The 17,044-nt window shown below is 32.7% G+C and carries 18 protein-coding genes and 1 pseudogene; 9 read left to right on the top strand and 10 right to left on the bottom strand.

The features are described from left to right. Positions 1–273: pseudogene (locus CHB81_RS19425) on the bottom strand (DDE transposase); the annotation flags it as partial. Positions 274–378: 105 nt separating this feature from the next. Continuing rightward, positions 379–1,086: a dipeptidase PepE gene (pepE, locus tag CHB81_RS19420; RefSeq protein WP_089353496.1), complete on the bottom strand. Its 708-nt coding sequence runs from the start codon at positions 1,084–1,086 to the stop codon at positions 379–381. A 164-nt stretch (positions 1,087–1,250) separates the two neighbouring features. Here pepE and CHB81_RS19415 point away from each other — a divergent pair, with 164 nt between their 5' ends. From CHB81_RS19415 to CHB81_RS19385, 7 genes are all read left to right on the top strand, one after another. Beyond that, positions 1,251–2,012 (top strand): carboxypeptidase-like regulatory domain-containing protein, encoded by a 762-nt coding sequence (locus CHB81_RS19415; protein ID WP_089353495.1) that lies wholly within the window; start codon positions 1,251–1,253, stop codon positions 2,010–2,012. Further along, entirely contained in the window at positions 1,999–2,724 is a 726-nt protein-coding gene (locus CHB81_RS19410) for a carboxypeptidase-like regulatory domain-containing protein (RefSeq protein WP_176427552.1), read from the top strand. Before CHB81_RS19415 ends, CHB81_RS19410 begins: the two co-directional genes overlap by 14 nt. Continuing rightward, a complete protein-coding gene (locus tag CHB81_RS19405) occupies positions 2,714–3,472 on the top strand; it encodes a hypothetical protein (protein ID WP_089353494.1) in 759 nt (252 codons plus the stop codon). Before CHB81_RS19410 ends, CHB81_RS19405 begins: the two co-directional genes overlap by 11 nt. Then, positions 3,456–3,968, top strand: a complete 513-nt coding sequence (locus tag CHB81_RS19400; RefSeq protein ID WP_089353493.1) for a DUF6702 family protein — start codon at positions 3,456–3,458, stop codon at positions 3,966–3,968. Before CHB81_RS19405 ends, CHB81_RS19400 begins: the two co-directional genes overlap by 17 nt. 66 nt (positions 3,969–4,034) lie before the next feature. Next, positions 4,035–6,281 (top strand): M1 family metallopeptidase, encoded by a 2,247-nt coding sequence (locus tag CHB81_RS19395; RefSeq protein WP_089353492.1) that lies wholly within the window; start codon positions 4,035–4,037, stop codon positions 6,279–6,281. Positions 6,282–6,385: 104 nt separating this feature from the next. Next, the gene (locus tag CHB81_RS19390) at positions 6,386–6,733 is read left to right on the top strand and encodes a twin-arginine translocase TatA/TatE family subunit (protein ID WP_089353491.1); all 348 of its coding nucleotides are present in this window, start codon (positions 6,386–6,388) and stop codon (positions 6,731–6,733) included. Then, complete coding sequence (locus CHB81_RS19385; RefSeq protein WP_089353490.1) at positions 6,733–7,296, top strand: phosphatase PAP2 family protein; 564 nt, start codon at positions 6,733–6,735, stop codon at positions 7,294–7,296. Before CHB81_RS19390 ends, CHB81_RS19385 begins: the two co-directional genes overlap by 1 nt. A gap of 311 nt (positions 7,297–7,607) precedes the next feature. Here the strand turns inward: CHB81_RS19385 and CHB81_RS19380 are convergent, their stop codons facing one another. The 6 genes from CHB81_RS19380 to CHB81_RS19355 form a co-directional block, all read right to left on the bottom strand. After that, positions 7,608–8,330, bottom strand: coding sequence for a phytanoyl-CoA dioxygenase family protein (locus CHB81_RS19380; RefSeq protein WP_089353489.1), 723 nt, complete (start codon positions 8,328–8,330; stop codon positions 7,608–7,610). A gap of 233 nt (positions 8,331–8,563) precedes the next feature. Next, positions 8,564–9,205 carry an O-methyltransferase gene (locus tag CHB81_RS19375; protein WP_089353488.1) on the bottom strand — a complete coding sequence of 214 codons (642 nt, stop codon included), beginning with the start codon at positions 9,203–9,205 and terminating at the stop codon, positions 8,564–8,566. Positions 9,206–9,319: 114 nt separating this feature from the next. Continuing rightward, the gene (locus CHB81_RS19370; protein WP_089353487.1) at positions 9,320–9,652 is read right to left on the bottom strand and encodes a hypothetical protein; all 333 of its coding nucleotides are present in this window, start codon (positions 9,650–9,652) and stop codon (positions 9,320–9,322) included. Between the two features lie 256 nt (positions 9,653–9,908). After that, the gene (locus CHB81_RS19365) at positions 9,909–10,460 is read right to left on the bottom strand and encodes a hypothetical protein (RefSeq protein WP_089353486.1); all 552 of its coding nucleotides are present in this window, start codon (positions 10,458–10,460) and stop codon (positions 9,909–9,911) included. 4 nt (positions 10,461–10,464) lie between these two features. Then, complete coding sequence (locus CHB81_RS19360) at positions 10,465–11,850, bottom strand: hypothetical protein (RefSeq protein WP_089353485.1); 1,386 nt, start codon at positions 11,848–11,850, stop codon at positions 10,465–10,467. Between the two features lie 5 nt (positions 11,851–11,855). Next, positions 11,856–12,425 (bottom strand): YceI family protein, encoded by a 570-nt coding sequence (locus CHB81_RS19355; RefSeq protein ID WP_089353484.1) that lies wholly within the window; start codon positions 12,423–12,425, stop codon positions 11,856–11,858. Between the two features lie 305 nt (positions 12,426–12,730). On the opposite strand from CHB81_RS19355, the gene rlmN reads away from it, so the two are divergent. Further along, positions 12,731–13,780 (top strand): 23S rRNA (adenine(2503)-C(2))-methyltransferase RlmN, encoded by a 1,050-nt coding sequence (gene rlmN, locus CHB81_RS19350; protein ID WP_089353483.1) that lies wholly within the window; start codon positions 12,731–12,733, stop codon positions 13,778–13,780. 147 nt (positions 13,781–13,927) lie between these two features. On the opposite strand, the gene CHB81_RS19345 is transcribed toward rlmN, so the two are convergent. Beyond that, complete coding sequence (locus CHB81_RS19345; protein WP_089353482.1) at positions 13,928–14,788, bottom strand: hypothetical protein; 861 nt, start codon at positions 14,786–14,788, stop codon at positions 13,928–13,930. Positions 14,789–14,950: 162 nt separating this feature from the next. Between CHB81_RS19345 and CHB81_RS19340 the strand changes: the two genes are divergently transcribed. After that, positions 14,951–15,928, top strand: coding sequence for a polyprenyl synthetase family protein (locus tag CHB81_RS19340; RefSeq protein WP_089353481.1), 978 nt, complete (start codon positions 14,951–14,953; stop codon positions 15,926–15,928). Between the two features lie 25 nt (positions 15,929–15,953). Here the strand turns inward: CHB81_RS19340 and CHB81_RS19335 are convergent, their stop codons facing one another. Then, positions 15,954–16,910: a hypothetical protein gene (locus CHB81_RS19335; RefSeq protein WP_089353480.1), complete on the bottom strand. Its 957-nt coding sequence runs from the start codon at positions 16,908–16,910 to the stop codon at positions 15,954–15,956. Positions 16,911–17,044 lie beyond the last annotated feature (134 nt).

The following is a 17,044-nucleotide window of genomic DNA, read 5'->3' as shown; positions in this document are numbered from 1 at the left end:
AACTATTTTTCCTGTATCTTCATTAAGCCATCTTCTTCGGGTGATATGAAGATATACCTGATGCCCGCGGATAGGAAAATCCTGAACCTTTATCTCTTCAAAGAATCCTTTTGAGCTTAATTTTGATTCTCTATGCTCTTTAGGTATAGAATTAATTTCTTTTAAATACAGATGCAGAGTTTCGTCTTCCTTTTTATAAGAAGTAAGTTCAAAGTAATCTACTATTATCTCAGGCAATAATAACTTAAGAAGGTCAATAAAAGAATCTTGCATTAGGGGGAATTTTAAAATACAAATATCTAGGTTTTAATATTTCCCCACAACAATATGTCTTGATCCCTTAATTTTTCTTAATATCTTAATGGTAAAAATGTTTTTCTATTTTAAATCGCTCAAATCACTTTCTGTTTCCAATTCTTTAGGAATACTATTTTGTCTGAATAAACGAGCTTTTAGCTTTCCTTTGAGAGTTATTTTGTCTCCTTTGACTTCAAGCCAGCTTCCTTCTCTTAATCCTAAAACAGGAATTGAGTTAAAAGCGTGAAATTCTTTAATTCTCGTTTCACGGGTTTCTCCCATGTGTTGTGACTGATCGTCGGCATCTAAGTAATGCGGATTTAAATTGAAAGGAATTAATCCTAAAGTCTGAAAACTTGGTGGATAAATGATTGGCATATCATTCGTAGTTTGCATTGATAAGCCACAAATATTGCTTCCTGCGCTGGTTCCTAAATATGGAGTTCCGCTTTTTACTGTTTCTGCAAGAACTTGCATGATATTGTTTTTGTATAGTTGAGTAACAAGTAAAAAAGTATTTCCTCCTCCGGTGAAAACACCTTCTGCATTTTTTATAGCATTTTCTGCATCTTGAAATTCGTGAATCCCTTTTACAGAAATGTTTATAGAAGCAAAAGCCTGAGCTACTTTTTTAGTGTATTCGTCATGCGAAATTCCGCCGGGACGTGCGTATGGAATGAATATAATACTTTTGCAATTTTTAAAATGTGATTCTAATGTTGGTAATATGTACTCTAAAAAACTGCCGCCGTATAGGCTGGAAGTGCTGGCAATGATGATGCTTTTCATAAAATTTTAACTCAGATTTGTTTCTGTTAAAGATATTAAAACTCTTTTTCTGCTGGAGATAAAGCGGGTTTAATTAACATATTTTTACCAAGTCCTTAATACTAAATTTGGAATACATTAAGATATTTTTACACCTTTAAGAGTAATTCTAATTTTTTAGCATTTTGATCAATAAAGTTGCATGTATTTTAATGATTGTTTTGGGGCAAACTGCTTGGTCTCAGGATCGTGGTATTATTAATGGAAAGATATCCGCAAACACATCTGATTTAGGCGGGGTTTATGTTATAAATGCCCAAACCGAAGCTATGACAACTACTGATGATTCCGGTGCTTTTTCAATTGCTGCAAAAGAAGGAGATACACTTGTTTTTTCGTCTATTCAGTTCAAAGAAAACAGGGTTTTGCTTACTGCGGATAACTTCTCGGATCTTCATTTTACTGTAAAACTGAGTATGGTAATGCATCAATTACAGGAAGTTGTGGTTCGGAATTATAACGGAATTAACGCAACTTCTTTGGGGATTATTCCTCAAGGGCAAAAAAGATATACAGAAGCCGAAAGAAAATTACATACTGCAACAGCTTTAAATGCTCAGGCAAACGCTGGAACCATGGCGGGAGGTTCTGTTTCTGCAGATCCTTTATTTAATTTTTTATCCGGTCGTACAGCAATGCTTAAAAAAGAGGTTGTGGTAGAAAAGAAAGAAGCGTTTATGAAACTTTTAGAACGCATGTTTAGCATCGATCATTTTGTAAATAGATTGCAAATTCCGCTTGAGTATGTAAAAGGATTTGAATATTATGCGGTCGATAATGATAAGTTTACAGTAATTTTGAACTCAAAAAATAAAACTTCAACAGAGTTTTTATTAGCAGAATTAGCTGTAAAATACAAAGAAATAATCGCGAGTGAAAACAAATAACAGCATATTAATTATCCTTCTATTATTGGTTCAGATTGGTTTAGGGCAAAACACAGCTTCAAAAGAAATCATGGGTCAGATTGTAGAAAAAACTACTTCGGTCGACGGCGTAAATATTATCAATAATACTACACAGGTTTCTACCGTGTCAGATTCAAACGGAATGTTCTCGATTCCTGGGAAAGAAGGTGACGTTTTGGTTTTTTCCTCGGTTAATTTAGAACCTTTCAAACATAGGATTACAGCGGAGGATTTGACTGTGAGTTCAATTTTGATCCGAATGACGGCAAAAGAGATCGAATTAAAGGAGGTTGTCGTAAATGAAAATGCCAATATCACAGCCGAAAATTTAGGAATAATTCCGTACGGACAGAAAAAATATACACCTGCAGAAAGAAAAGTTTATACCGCAACTTCGACTTCTGTAGATAAGTTATTGAATATGATGTCAGGGCGAACCACAATGCTTAAAAAAGAGGTAAATGTCGAGAAAAAAGAAGCCTTGTTTAGGAAAATTGAATATCTTTTTGAAGAGAATTATTACACAGACAGATTGAAAATTCCGGTAGATGATATCAAAGGATTTCAATTATATTGTGTAGATGATGCCGAATTTGCCGTATCTTTGGATACTAAAAACAAAACAATGAGTATGTTTTTAATAACAGATTTAGCAAGAAGATATTTAATAATTCTCGAAAATGAAAAATAGACTAGGAATACTCGTTGTGTGCTTATTTTGCCAGATTGCGCTGGGACAAAATAATTCAAGGAAGCCATTACATGGACAGGTTACCAATAGTAAATTGGGTATAGAAAGCGGTTATGTAATGAATATTAATGCAAACGTTAGAACTTTTATTGGTTCAGGTGGGTTGTTTGATATTATGGCAAAACCTAAAGACACTTTATTGTTTACAGGTTTGGCATTTCAGGCAAAAAAAATCGTTCTGACAGAAAAAGATTGTGCAAATGTACTTTTTGTAATTCAGTTGGATTTGGCTAATAATCAATTGAAGGAAGTTGTTGTTCGCAAAGATTTAAAAGTAAAATCACTAGATAAAGATACTCAGAAATATGTTGATATGCAGTTTGAAGATGATAAACAATCTACAGCAAAAAATACTGCAATGTATTCTGATCAAACCATTAAATATGGAATGGATTTTGTTCGAATTTTTAAGGATGTAAAAAAGATTCTGACCAAAAACAAAGATGAGGTAAAGCCAGAAGTTATTGACGACATGGCTTTTATTCAATATTCAAGAGCTAATTTTGCACCGGATTTTTTTACTAAAACATTAGGATTAAAAAACGATGAAATTGATTTGTTCCTGATGTATTGCTCTAATGATCCGGAATCTAAAAGACATTTAAAACCAGAAGAGAAGTTTGAATTAATGGACTTCATGGTTAATAAAAATAAAGAATTTCAAAAAGCAAATGTTGCCGAAAAATAGATTGATTTACCCTCTTTTGGGATTATTGTTTTTAACGCTTTCAGCTTTTGCATTCCATAAGTTTTATATGGGTGTTTTTCAGGTCAATTACGCGGCCGAGAAAAAAATGATTCAAATTACTTCCCGAATCTTTGTAGATGATTTAAACAACGGAATCGAAAAAAAGTACCATAAAAAAACATACATCGGTACTGAGAAAGAAACTCAGGCCGATGTTGATTTGTTAAAGAAATACCTTTCTGAAAATTTCACGATAAAAATAAACGGACAATCAAAAGCGATTACTTTTTTATCTAAAGAAGTAGAGTCTGATGATGTTTTGGTTTGTTATTCCAGAATAAAAGATGTTGAGAAATTTAAAACAATCGAGATCTCAAATACTATCTTGGTCGATTGGAATGCTGAACAGCAGAATATTACACATATTACAGCATTTGGTACAAAAAGAAGTGTTCTCTTTACGGAATCTTCAAGGAAAGAATTGTTAAAGTATTAAATAATATACAAAATTATTATTTTAATTGTTATTTTCACACCCTGACAAAATTACCATTAAATATTTATGAAAAAACTTTCATTGTTATTGCTTTTTCCCGCAATACTTATCGCTCAGGAAAAAACGGCTACCAATGTTGCACCCAAACAGCAAGGTAAATACGACACCAATAAATTTAGTCAAATGTATGATTTGTTGGCTACACCAAATATGTTTCGTACAGCGGCCGGAGCACCAGGACCAGCATATTATCAACAACAGGCAGATTATAAGATTGATGTTGAATTAGATGATAAAAATTCAAAATTAAGTGGTTCAGAAACGATTACTTATTCAAACAATTCTCCGGATAGTTTGGAGTATTTATGGGTTCAGCTGGATCAAAATCAGGCAAAAGCAAATACACAATCTACTTTAGCTGAAAGCGAAAAAATTAACCAAGTTTTGCCATTAGATGGTTTTTCGAGTAAATATTTGAAGAAAGATCTGGAGCGTGGTTTTAATATTGAATTTGTAAAAGATGCAAAAGGAAGTGCGATGTCTTATACAATCAATGAAACTATGATGCGTATTAATCTGGCTACACCTCTAAAACCGGGAGAGAAAATTTCATTTGCTATTAAATGGTGGTATAACATCAATAATTATAGAAAAGAAGGCGGACGTTCAGGGTATGAATTATTCGAAAAAGACGGAAACAAAATATATGTAATTGCTCAGTTCTATCCAAGAATGGCGGTTTACAACGATGTTGAAGGATGGCAAAATATGCAATTCTGGGGAAGCGGAGAGTTTGCTTTGCCTTTTGGGAATTTTGATGTAAACATTACTGTTCCTGCAGATCACGTAATTGATGCAACGGGAGAATTGACAAACAGAGCAGAAGTTTTTACGCCAGAACAGGTAAAACGTTATGAACAAGCGCAAAAATCATTCGATAAACCAGTTGTAATTGTTACACAAGCTGAAGCTGAAGTAACAGAAAAAGGTTTCTCTGAAAAGAAAAAAACATGGAAATTTAGTGCTAAAAATGTTCGTGATTTTGGAATTGCTTCGTCAAGAAAATTCATTTACGATGCAATGGCAGTAAAATTGGGTAATAGAATTGTAATGGCAGAATCGGTTTATCCAAAAGAAGCAAATCCGCTTTGGGGAGAAACTTCGACAATGACTGTTGCACATACTTTAAAAAGCTATTCATCGCACACATTCGATTATCCTTATCCAAAAGCAGTATCAGTTTCTGCGGAAGATCAAGGGATGGAATATCCAATGATTTGTTGGAATTATGGTCGTCCTGACGAAAATGGAGTGACTAGCAAAGAGGTTAAAAACGGAATGATTGGTGTTGTAATTCACGAAGTAGGACACAACTTTTTCCCAATGATTGTAAATTCAGACGAGCGTCAATGGACTTGGATGGATGAAGGTTTGAATTCATTTATGCAATATATGGCGGAACAGGAATTGGATCCAAATTTCCCGTCAAGACGTGGTCCTGCAAAAAATATTATTCCTTATATGAGTGGAGATCAAAAGTTTTTAGAGCCAATTATGTCAAACTCTGAAACTATTGCTCAATTTGGAAATAACGCTTACGGAAAACCGGCAACAGGACTTAATCTTTTAAGAGAAGTTGTTATGGGACGAGAGTTGTTTGATTATGCTTTTAAAACATATGCAAACAGATGGAAATTTAAGCACCCAACTCCTGAGGATTTCTTTAGAACTATGGAAGATGCTTCTGCTGTAGATTTAGATTGGTTTTTTAGAGGATGGTTTTACTCAACAGATTTCGTGGATATAGGAATCAAAGAGGTAAAACAATACTACGTTTCTGATACTCCAACTGCTGATATCAAAGATGTAAAAGTTAGAAAAGGACGTTTCGGATTTGATAAAGGACCATTTGTTTATTTGGTTTCAAGCGATAATGCTGAGGTTAATGCTTCAACTAAAAAACCGTTGAAAGTAGCTGATTTTAAATTGTTATCAGATTATGTAGATCAAACGTTTACTGCAGAAGAAAAAGCAGGTTTAAAATCGCCTAAATATTTCTATGAAGTAGAATTCAATAAGCCAGGCGGAATGATTATGCCAATTCTTGTGGAGATCACTTATGAAGATGGTTCAAAACAAAATTATCAGTATCCGGCTCAAATCTGGAGAAAGAATAATGATACAGCTAAGAAAGTTTATGCAACTGATAAAGTAATCAAAAGTATTCAGATAGATCCAAAATTAATGACCGCAGATATTGATGTAACCAATAATTCTTGGCCAAAAGTAGAAGAAAAGTCAAAATTTGACTAAAGATAAAAGGAAAAAGACTCTGAAAAGAGTCTTTTTTTTTAAGTAAATTTTAAAACTGTCAGCTACAAAATTTAATATCTTTGTGGCACATAAAAATTAAAGATATGTTTGGTATAGGAGGAGGAGAATTAGTTTTCATACTGTTTATAGTTCTAATGCTTTTTGGTTCAGACAAAGTGCCGGAAATTGCCCGTACAATGGGGAAAGCAATGGCGCAATTGAAAAATGCAACCAACGATATTAAAAGCGAAATTCAGAAAGGTGCCGAGGCTAATGGTCTTGATACAAAATCCCTTACTGATATAACTGGAAATATCAATGCCCAAATTAGCGATGCTAAAGCTAATATAATGGGTGACTCGACTAATTTATTAGGAGATACTGCAACAGAAATAAATAAAGTAAAAGAAGACATCGATACAATCCCGGGACCTGTAAAACGCCAAATGTAATGCTTGAAAAAATAAAAGAATTAGATACAAATCTATTTATATACCTTAACGGATTAGGTTCAGAAACATACGATAAATTTTGGCTTATTATTACCAGTCAATTGAATTGGACGCCATTTTTTTTACTTCTTTTTTATCTTATTTATAAAAAAGTAGGAGGAAAGCAAACCTTGTATATTGTATTGTTTATAGCAGTTTTGTTGACTTTTACAGATCAGGTGACTAATTTGTTTAAATACAATTTTCAGCGTCCGCGTCCGTGTAATAATCCCGAAATCAATTCGTTTATCCGCATTGTTCAGAGTAGAACATCATTTAGTTTTTTCTCCGGACATGCAGCTAATACAATGGCTGTTGCAACGTTTTTATTCTTGGTTTTAAAACGCCATTTCAAGTACTTAGGATTCTTGTTTTTATGGCCGTTAATTTTCGCTTATAGCCGAATTTACTTAGGATTGCACTATCCGGGAGATATTCTAACAGGATATTTCTTTGGAGCGCTTTTCGGATCTCTACTTTATTTAGTATATCGAAAATTAAAACCACTATATTTTCCGGGATAATTTTTAGGAGCTATTTCCTCCCGAAGCTTCGGGATCCACTTGTATCTTTTCCTGGCTAAAGAAGCCAGAAAAAAGGATACCGCTTCTATCTGGGCTAGGGTATTTGTTTTCAAAAGAAAATTTTAGATCCATTTAATATCATAATCTTTGAATTGCTTCTTGCTTCAGCTGGAGGAAATTAGATAATATTAAAAAAGGCTCTAGCCAAACATTGTGTGTTTTGGCTAAAGCCTTTTTCTATACAACTTTATTTAGCCTCCAGCTGAAGCAGGAGGCTATTCAGGTCTAAATGCGATAAGATATATAAAATATTAATTCTGAAGAACAGCCTTTTCGCTCCATTCTAATCCATCAGGAAGTTCTTGTTTACTGAACTCAATATGAATAACTCTTCGTCTTTCGTTATTTGTAGTTTTGTTTGAAGCATGAAAAAGTAAAGGTTTCATAATCATGATACCGCCTTTTTCGACCTCGCAGATTGTTTCTTTTTCATTTTCAATTCCCAGATTTTCAATTCTCAAAATTCCTTTTGAATGCGAATTATTGACGACTTTTAAAGCGCCATTATCTTTTGTGGTTTTATCAATATGAATTCGTATTGTAAAATTACTTTCAAGAATTTCTGTTGGTGGCTGAACGGCAAATTGATTTTGCTTTACAGTCCAGTTTTCAAAGTTTTCAACCTCTATTTTCTTATCCACTGAAATAGTCAAATCCTGATGATAAGCTACAAACCAATTTGATTTCTCAGGTTTGTCAAAATAGATTGATTTCGTAATGAAATATCCTTTTCCAAAAGTTGATTCAATTACATCTTTTAAATTCTGATTAAAAATAAAAGGCAAACTTTCCGGAATTTCCTTGTGAAATTGTCTTATCGCAAACAAATCCTGCGATTTTCTAAAAGTTGCATTTTCATTTGAATTCTCTGTTATATTTTCAATTAATGAAATTAGTTTCTCAATTTCATTTTCAGAATAAATAGTATCGATAATTGCAAAACCTTGAGAATTTATTTTATTACTATAATTCATTTTGTTGTTTTTTTAATTGCCTCCCGCTTTAGCTGGAGGTAAAATGAAGTTGCATAGAAATGGCTTTAGCCAAAATACACAACGATTTCGGCTAAAGCCATTTATGATTATTTAAATTTATTCCTACAGCTAAAGCAGTAGGCAATTGAGGTATGGACTTTAATCTTACTATACAGAACTTTTAAATTTTTAAGCCTTCAATTAGAAAGCTCAGAAACTCAGAACCTTTCCTCCTAAAGTACCCTGCTTACAGTTAATCCATCACGAATTGGTAATAAAACTGTTTCAACTCTAGGATCGTTTTTTAGAAGTAAATTGTATTCTAAAAGGACTTTTGTACTAATGTCATTTGGGTGAACCGGTTCTAGGATTTTTCCGCTCCATAAAACATTATCAGACAAGATAATTCCGCCTTTATTCATTTTTGGAACAATCATTTCCCAGTAATTTAGGTAGTTTTCTTTATCGGCATCAATAAAAACCAAATCAAACTTAACATCCAAAGTTGGGATAATATCGACAGCTTTTCCTAAATGTTGAAAAATTTGTTTTCCCCAAGGCGACGCATCAAAATATTTACGTTGAAAATCAACCAATTCTTCCTTGATGTCAATAGTGTGTAATTGTCCGTTTTCCTGCATTCCTTCGCACAAACACAAAGCAGCATAGCCGGTATAAGTCCCGATTTCAAGAATATTAACCGGACGAATTAATTTAGACAACATACTTAAAACGCGACCCTGAAAATGTCCGCTTAACATTCTTGGTAAAAGTATTTTTTGATAGGTTTCTTTGTTGAGTTTGGCTAACAATTCCGGTTCGTTTTCAGAATGTTGCTCGATATAATCTTCTAAGTCTTGTGATATAAAATGCATCTTGTAGTGTCTTCAAATTTTGAATGTAAAAATACAAAAAATATTGGCTCCCTTTTTTGCATAAAAAAAACCACTCGTTGTGGCGAGTGGTTTTAGTTTTTAATCCGGAAGAGATTATTTTTTCAAAGCGTCATTAACCTCTTTGGCTGTTTTTACTGTTCCGTCTTTAGCAGCTTTCGCCGCGTTTTCAACTTTTTCTGCACCTTTTTTAGTGGCGTCTTTCACGTCTTCAGCAGCTTTTTTAGTAGCATCTTTTACGTCTTCGGCAGCATTTTCTGTTTTGCTTACTGCGCTGTCTTTTACTTCTTTGATATCTGTTGTTAGAGAATCAACTTTGTTTCCAAGAGTTAACTCGTCTTCTGCTGGTTTTGGCTCTTTTTTCTCGCATGATTGTACAGCGAATGCTAATAAAGCAACAACAGCTAAGCTTAAAATTTGTTTTTTCATAATGAATGATCTTTTTTAGGTTATAAAAATTTAAAGGTTATAAAGCTGAAAAATAAAGATACATATTTTAAAATGACTGCGCGCTTTGTAAGATTATTTTTCTTTTGAGAGCAAGACAATTCTTGTGCCAAATTTTTTAATTTTAAAAGATTAGTTAAAATATTTTTTAAAGCAAAAAGGTATCTTAATGAAAGACACCTTTTTGAATTTAAATAAAGAATGAAAATAAAAGTATAGAAGTATATTTTTAGTTTACTTAACTTTTGTATAAACTAAAATTAATTTCGATCTCATCCCTGACTTTTATCAAACCAGCCATTTTTACAGGAGGCTCTAATTCGATATCCGAGAAGTTTAAATTGAGCGATCCCTGAATTTTATCATCGCAGTTGTATAATATGAAATCTTTGTATTTGAGCGTTTTGTTTGTGATCAAGAAAGTAAGATTGCATTTGTAATTTTTTCCAAAAGGTTTTACATCTGTAATCATTACAGTACTATTTGGGAATTTTTTCGCTTTTACAGTTCCTTGCAAATCTTTTGTCATTATTTTGTTTCCACAATCAAAATCAGACATTTTGATTTCGGTATTAAAGATGTTTTTTTTGTTCGAGTTTAAGAAGACAGTGTCTTTTTTTGAAAAGGTATTCGAACAGTTGTATTTGCCAACTGTGGATTTTCCGGTAATTTCAATTTTGATCTTATTAATTATCAAAACACTATCGCTTGCTAAAAAAATGGGTTTAGCATTTCCAAAAAAGAGGAGAGTTGCTAAACCCAAGATTAAGATTGAAAATCTGGTTTTCATTTGATTAGAATGAAATTGTTGCTTCAAACATTAGCCCTTCAAATTTTCCTCCGTAAAAATCATTAGGCATTGATACACCATTTACATTTCCAAATTGTTGGTAATTTTTGTAGTTCTGTTGCACGTATGAAAGTTTAGCCAAAATGTTTTTAGTCATAAACCAACCAGCAGCAGCTTCGAATCTGTTTACCTGAACTGCTTCGGCATCAGAGTTTCTTAATTTACCATCAACTAAATTGTATTTCGCACCAACATACAAATTTTCATGGCTTCCAAAACGATAAACCAAATCCCCAGCATATTGGTTAACATTACGAGTATCATCAGTTCCTTTATAGTCTCCTCCAGAAGCAAATTCTAAAGTACCAAAGAATTCAAATCCTTTATATTTTACAAACGGGTTAACCATATATGATGTCGCCCAGTTCCCAAATCCGGGATTAAATCTCCCCGTATCTTTATTGCTTTCAGAATCTAAAATATTTGCACTTGGGTAACCAATCGTTCCGGCATGTGTTATAACACTATAAAAACGGCTTCCTGCTCTATCTGAAGAATATAAGTTTCCACTAGAATTTGCAGTATGATAATAGGATCCTGTAAGTCTTATTCTTAAATCACTATCAATTTGTTTGTCCCAACCTAATTTTGCTAAAATCGTAGGGCTAACAGTCGTATTTTGATCTGGAGTAATTGCTGTTGTAGGTCCAGGAATAACTTCTTGTACGTTTTGATTTAATTTAGAATTTGTTACTCCAATCATACTCACAAAACCGCTTCTGTTATAGTATATTTCTGCTCCCATTTCGGTAGTAAAAGCGTCCATGATATTGTTGCCAATAAAAGGGTTTGTTATCGTGTAAGCGTTATTACTTCTTCTAAAATGTGCATCACCATAGTTATTTTCCATTTGACCAATTTTGATGGTTGTATATTTCATAACATCTTCAAGCAGACCTTTCTTAATGAAATCTAATTTGTCAATTTGCAAATATCCACCTTGAACCCATGTTTCATGATGGTGTCTGGAGGCAAGATACAGGTCTAGGTTTACACGTACACCATCTGCTAATTGTGCACCAATAGTCATATTAGCATTAGGTAAGTTAAAGTCGTTTGTTAGATTGTTTAATCTGTAGCCCGCATTTGGTGTTCCGGTAAAATCTCCTTGATGATTAAACGAATTCAAAGCTTGAAACTGTAATGCAAATGCACCGCCCAAATCTACACTGATTCCTTTATAAGCAGTTGTGTCTTTTCTAACATCAAAAACATTTATTGCTCTTTGATCGCGGGGAACCTGATTCTGGATATGTCCAAAGCTAAGCTGTTGTGCATTAACAGCAAATGTGCTTGCTAATGCTATAAATAGTACATAGATTTTTTTCATGGCGTTTATAAATTAAAGTTTAAATTGAATTTTAGGGTTAAATCCTGACCAGTTTTAATAGTTCCTAACATTGCTGTTGGAGATTTCATTCCAAATTCAGTAAATGTGATTTTGTTTGATCCCTGCATGCTTAAACCCTCTTTTGTAACGGTGGTTTTAATCGTAGTTTTTAATACTTTGCTAACTCCGGCAATCGTATAAGTTCCGGTAAGTTCCCAAGTAGTTTCATTTACTTTTTCGGCAGATTTAAGAATGTATTTAATGTTTTTGTGTGTATCAGTTTTTAGAGTTGTATAAGCTACCTTGTCCATGCTTTTTTTCTCACTTTTAATACTCTCGGCTAAAAGGGTTATAGATAAAGCATTTATGTTTGTTAGTTTAGAGTTTGTGATGGTAAAATCTCCTGTTCCTGTTCCTGAGGTTGATTTCATTTCCCAGTCATGCAATGTTGATGTTCCGGAAACAGAAAAGGTAGATTTGCTATCTAAAGTGTAATTTTTTTGTGCAGTTGCAAATGATGTTATTCCTAAAAAGGAAATTAGTAAGGCTAATAATTTTACTCTTGTCGCTTTCATAATTCTTGATTGTTTGAAGTATTAATTCTTAAGTCAACTTTCTTTTAGTACTAATAAGGCTTTTAACTTGTATCAAATTTATTGGGATCATTAAGAGATTATTATGATAAAAATCATTGTTAAACTTTTATTAAAAATGTATTTATAACTACATCGTTTTCAATTTCTTTTTTAGTCGATAAAAGCTTACAACAGCCGTGATTTCTTAGTATGTTAAAATTGGTTTTTCCTTATAATTGCATCATTTTTTGAGATTGTATTGTAGTTTTTAGCATTAGAAATGAACAAATACTTAAATTTGCACCATGCAAATCGAGAAAAAAGACATAAGAGCCTTATCAAAAGATCAACTGCGAGATTTTTTTGTCGCAAATAATGACAAAGCTTTTCGCGGAAATCAAGTGTATGAATGGTTGTGGAGTAAAGGAGCACATAGTTTTGATGATATGACGAATGTTGCCAAAGCGACACGTTCTATGCTTGAAGAAAATTTTGTAATCAATCATATTAAGGTTGATACTATGCAACGCAGTAGTGACGGAACAGTAAAAAATGCTGTTCGTTTGCATGATGGTTTAGTAGTAGAATCTGTTTTGATTCCAACAGATACCAGAACAACAGCTTGCGTTTCTAGTCAGGTAGGTTGTAGTTTAGATTGTAATTTCTGTGCCACTTCACGTTTAAAAAGAATGCGTAATCTGGAGCCGGGAGAAATCTACGATCAGGTTATTGCTATTGATAAAGAAAGTCGTCTATATCACAATCATCCACTTTCGAATATTGTTTTTATGGGAATGGGAGAACCTTTGATGAATTACAACAATGTAATCAAAGCTATTGATATGATTACGTCACCGGAAGGTTTAGGAATGTCGCCAAAACGTATTATGGTTTCGACTTCAGGAATCCCAAAAATGATTAAAAAAATGGCAGATGATGATGTGAAATTCAAATTGGCAGTTTCTTTGCATTCGGCTATTGATGAAGTTCGTGCGAGAATAATGCCTTTTAGTAAAAACTTCCCACTGGCAGATTTGAGAGAATCATTAGAATATTGGTATAGAAAAACAAAAAATAAGATTTCATACGAATATGTAGTCTGGAAAGGAATCAACGATGATAAAGCTTCAATTGATGCATTGGTGAAATTCTGTAAATATGTGCCGTGTAAGGTTAATTTAATCGAATATAACCCAATTGATGACGGAGAGTTTCAACAGGCTTCAGAAGAGTCTATAATGGCTTATATAAAAGCTTTAGAGAATATTGGAGTTGTAGTAAAAGTACGTCGCAGCCGCGGAAAAGATATTGATGCAGCTTGTGGACAATTGGCCAATAAAGAAGCTGAAATGTAGAAAAAGACATTGTAAAATGTCGCATTTGTAACCTGCTAAGAGTTTTTTAGAATATATTCCGTTAGGTATATTCATCGGTAATAAAAAAGCATTAAAAACGAGAGAGATTCTTGTTCTTAATGCTTTTTTTTGGAGCAAAAAGGATTCTTATTTTTTCAAATCAATTTCTTCCGTTACCCCATCTTTTGTTACTTTGGCAAGAGTATCACAGCTTCCGTCTCCAAAATCAACAATAGCAACAGCTCCATTTTTGGTAATAGAAACAACCCCTTTTACAGCAAATGGTTTTCTGCATGATGAATCAAATTCAAGCGGAGTTGTGATTTCTGCCGATAAAGTATCTCCGTTAGGAAAAGTTGTTGTTCCGCTTCCGGTTACTAAAAAAGCATTGTCTTCCCAATCAAACCAAGTATCATAACCAGCGACCATTTCTTTGACCAATGAACCTTTTCTGGTATAAACACCGCCATCATCAAAAGTAATGGTCATATCGATCGTTGCGGTTAAAACCGGATGTTCAGTTGCCAATAAATTTGTTGTTTTTATAGTTCTGACAATACTTTTGCTTCCTTGAAGTTTTTTGCCATTATGGTAAAATCCGTCAAAAGTATAACTGATAGTTTGAGTAGAAGAAGAGAAATCATTGGAGAATGAGATTACCATTTTTCCTTTAACAATATTTCCGTTATTCAATGTACATCCTTCAATGCCAAAATCGACTGTTTTTGTCCAGGTATTGTTCGTTAGAACAGTTGTAATAGTAGCACAACTTGGTAAATAGTTTTTTACGGGGCCACTGGGTTTAGCCGTAATATTTTGTTGTGCGTTAAATTGATCTTCAGCAATATTAGTCACATCTTCAATTGAGGCATCAATTTTAGAAGTAGTAATAATTTCATTGTTAGAAATTGCTGCAGTAGTTCCGTCATTTGTTTTTTCATCAGAATTACAACTAACAAAAAAAGATAAAGCGACTAATGTTCCAATAAATAAAACTTTTGTTTTCATAATAAATAGGTTAAGGGATTTTACTTTTAAATAATGAATTCAAATTAGGCTTTATAAAAAACGTTCTTGGTAGAGTTTTTTTTAGTTAATGCATAAATTATTGTTATACTAACTTAAAATAGACAACGTTTTTTTATTTAAAATAGTATATTTGGGATCGAAATGAATATTACTTCTCAAATAAAACAACCCATCTTTAACGAGATGGAACTTTTTGAAAAAAAGTTCCATGAATCGATGACTTCAAAGGTGGCTTTGCTGAACCGTATTACCTATTATATCGTAAATAGAAAAGGAAAACAAATGCGTCCGATGTTTGTTTTTCTAACCGCTAAAATGGTTTCGGGTGGTATTGTAAACGAACGAACGTATCGTGGTGCATCTGTAATTGAGCTTATTCATACTGCAACTTTGGTTCATGATGATGTGGTGGATGATAGTAATCGCCGCCGCGGATTTTTCTCTATTAATGCACTTTGGAAAAATAAAATTGCCGTTTTGGTTGGGGATTATTTACTTTCAAAAGGATTATTACTTTCTATCGATAATGGTGATTTTGATTTACTCCGAATCATTTCTGTCGCAGTTCGTGAAATGAGCGAAGGTGAATTACTTCAAATCGAAAAAGCCAGAAGACTTGATATTACTGAAGATGTTTATTACGAAATCATCCGAAAAAAAACCGCGACTCTTATTGCGGCTTGTTGTGCGCTTGGTGCAAAATCGGTAATTGAAGATGATGCTCAGGTTGAGAATATGCGCATGTTTGGTGAGCTTATCGGAATGGCTTTTCAAATCAAAGACGATTTATTCGATTATAGCGAAGAAGCCATCGGTAAACCAACCGGAATAGATATTAAAGAGCAAAAAATGACTTTGCCTTTAATTCATGTTTTAAATACTTGTACTCCGCAAGAAAAAAAGTGGTTGATAAACTCCATCAAAAACCACAACAAAGACAAAAAACGAGTTAAAGAAGTTATTGCTTTTGTAAAAGACAATAATGGTTTGGCTTACGCCGAAAATAAAATGGTGCAATTCCAGCAGGAAGCACTTTTGCTTTTAGAGAATTTTCCCGATTCTGAGTTTAAAGCAGCTCTTATTTTAATGGTTAACTACGTTATTGAAAGAAAGAAGTAAGTAAGAAGATTTTCCTTGTCAATTATTATAAATTGTACTTTTTTGATCTTAGTAGTTTTAAATCATCTAATTCTTTTTCAGTAAACAGTTTGATATAGTTTTCTGATTTTTCAAATTGATTTTCTAGTCTAGGGTATTTAAATTCTGAATCTTCTGAATGATAATCTAATTGCATTTTTTTGTACCATTCTTCAATTGTATTGTAGTATTTTTTCATTCTCTCGGTAAGTACCCTGTTATAGCCTGCAGAATGACAAACCAAGCAGTTGTTTTTATTATAGATTGATTTATGACCACAGATATTACAATCGTCTAAATGATTAATTAAATCGTTCTTGATTTTTTGGTCATTTTCATTTAGTAAATTATTTGGTATGTGTTTAAGAAGAGTATAAAAATTTTCATTGCGGGCAAAAATACTTAATGTTTCCTGAATACAAATTTCATCCCATACATCAAGAGCTAATAAAGGTTTTTTATATTGAAAATATATTTCACAAGGAAAATTGCTTGAAAAAATTGATTCTTCATTTATTATAAAAATTGCTTTCGAAAATATATTCCATCTTACGAATACTTTTTTAGGATTTTCAGAAGCTATATTGTTGTCAAAATACGAAAACCCAAGATCGCTTATGTAATCGTAACTTTCTTTTTTTAGTATAGAATGAAAGCAGCATTTTTCACAGAAATAATCTGATCCTGAATTATTAATTCTATTGCCGCAATTTTCACAAGTGGTATTTATTAGTTTTTCGTATTTTGATGCTAATTCATAAACTTTTTGGAGTATTTTTTTATCTTGAATAATTAGTTCAGTATCATCAAATCTAAATTTGAAATCATCCCAATGTGAATCAGATCTTAATCCAATATCATCATTAATACCAATATCTTCTAATTCACAGTAAAATTTGATTATTAAATCTTTTCTTTTTCCCTGATTTTTAAACCATGCTATGTTTCTGTCCTTTTCTTTCATTTTTAAGGATTGGAATTTTTTAAAGCTATTGCTCAAATATAACCAGTATAAGTTTGTTTTGCAATTTGCATTTCTATTAGTTCTCCTTAAGTTTACATTATAAAAAAAATAATTAGAGAATTTTAAAATTAGAG

This window comes from Flavobacterium sp. ov086 (assembly GCF_900187965.1).
Lineage (GTDB): Bacteria > Bacteroidota > Bacteroidia > Flavobacteriales > Flavobacteriaceae > Flavobacterium.
Note: the sequence above shows the minus strand (reverse complement) of the source record. Positions and strands in the feature narration are given on the sequence as shown.

Bases quoted from the DNA above. Each gene is read 5' to 3' on its own strand.
- pepE (WP_089353496.1), bottom strand. From the start codon at position 1,086: ATGAAAAGCATCATCATTGCCAGCACTTCCAGCCTATACGGCGGCAGT.
- CHB81_RS19360 (WP_089353485.1), bottom strand. From the start codon at position 11,850: ATGAAAAAAATCTATGTACTATTTATAGCATTAGCAAGCACATTTGCT.
- CHB81_RS19365 (WP_089353486.1), bottom strand. From the start codon at position 10,460: ATGAAAACCAGATTTTCAATCTTAATCTTGGGTTTAGCAACTCTCCTC.
- CHB81_RS19390 (WP_089353491.1), top strand. From the start codon at position 6,386: ATGTTTGGTATAGGAGGAGGAGAATTAGTTTTCATACTGTTTATAGTT.
- CHB81_RS19370 (WP_089353487.1), bottom strand. From the start codon at position 9,652: ATGAAAAAACAAATTTTAAGCTTAGCTGTTGTTGCTTTATTAGCATTC.
- rlmN (WP_089353483.1), top strand. From the start codon at position 12,731: ATGCAAATCGAGAAAAAAGACATAAGAGCCTTATCAAAAGATCAACTG.
- CHB81_RS19355 (WP_089353484.1), bottom strand. From the start codon at position 12,425: ATGAAAGCGACAAGAGTAAAATTATTAGCCTTACTAATTTCCTTTTTA.
- CHB81_RS19400 (WP_089353493.1), top strand. From the start codon at position 3,456: ATGTTGCCGAAAAATAGATTGATTTACCCTCTTTTGGGATTATTGTTT.
- CHB81_RS19395 (WP_089353492.1), top strand. From the start codon at position 4,035: ATGAAAAAACTTTCATTGTTATTGCTTTTTCCCGCAATACTTATCGCT.
- CHB81_RS19385 (WP_089353490.1), top strand. From the start codon at position 6,733: ATGCTTGAAAAAATAAAAGAATTAGATACAAATCTATTTATATACCTT.
- CHB81_RS19375 (WP_089353488.1), bottom strand. From the start codon at position 9,205: ATGCATTTTATATCACAAGACTTAGAAGATTATATCGAGCAACATTCT.
- CHB81_RS19335 (WP_089353480.1), bottom strand. From the start codon at position 16,910: ATGAAAGAAAAGGACAGAAACATAGCATGGTTTAAAAATCAGGGAAAA.
- CHB81_RS19380 (WP_089353489.1), bottom strand. From the start codon at position 8,330: ATGAATTATAGTAATAAAATAAATTCTCAAGGTTTTGCAATTATCGAT.
- CHB81_RS19405 (WP_089353494.1), top strand. From the start codon at position 2,714: ATGAAAAATAGACTAGGAATACTCGTTGTGTGCTTATTTTGCCAGATT.
- CHB81_RS19345 (WP_089353482.1), bottom strand. From the start codon at position 14,788: ATGAAAACAAAAGTTTTATTTATTGGAACATTAGTCGCTTTATCTTTT.
- CHB81_RS19340 (WP_089353481.1), top strand. From the start codon at position 14,951: ATGAATATTACTTCTCAAATAAAACAACCCATCTTTAACGAGATGGAA.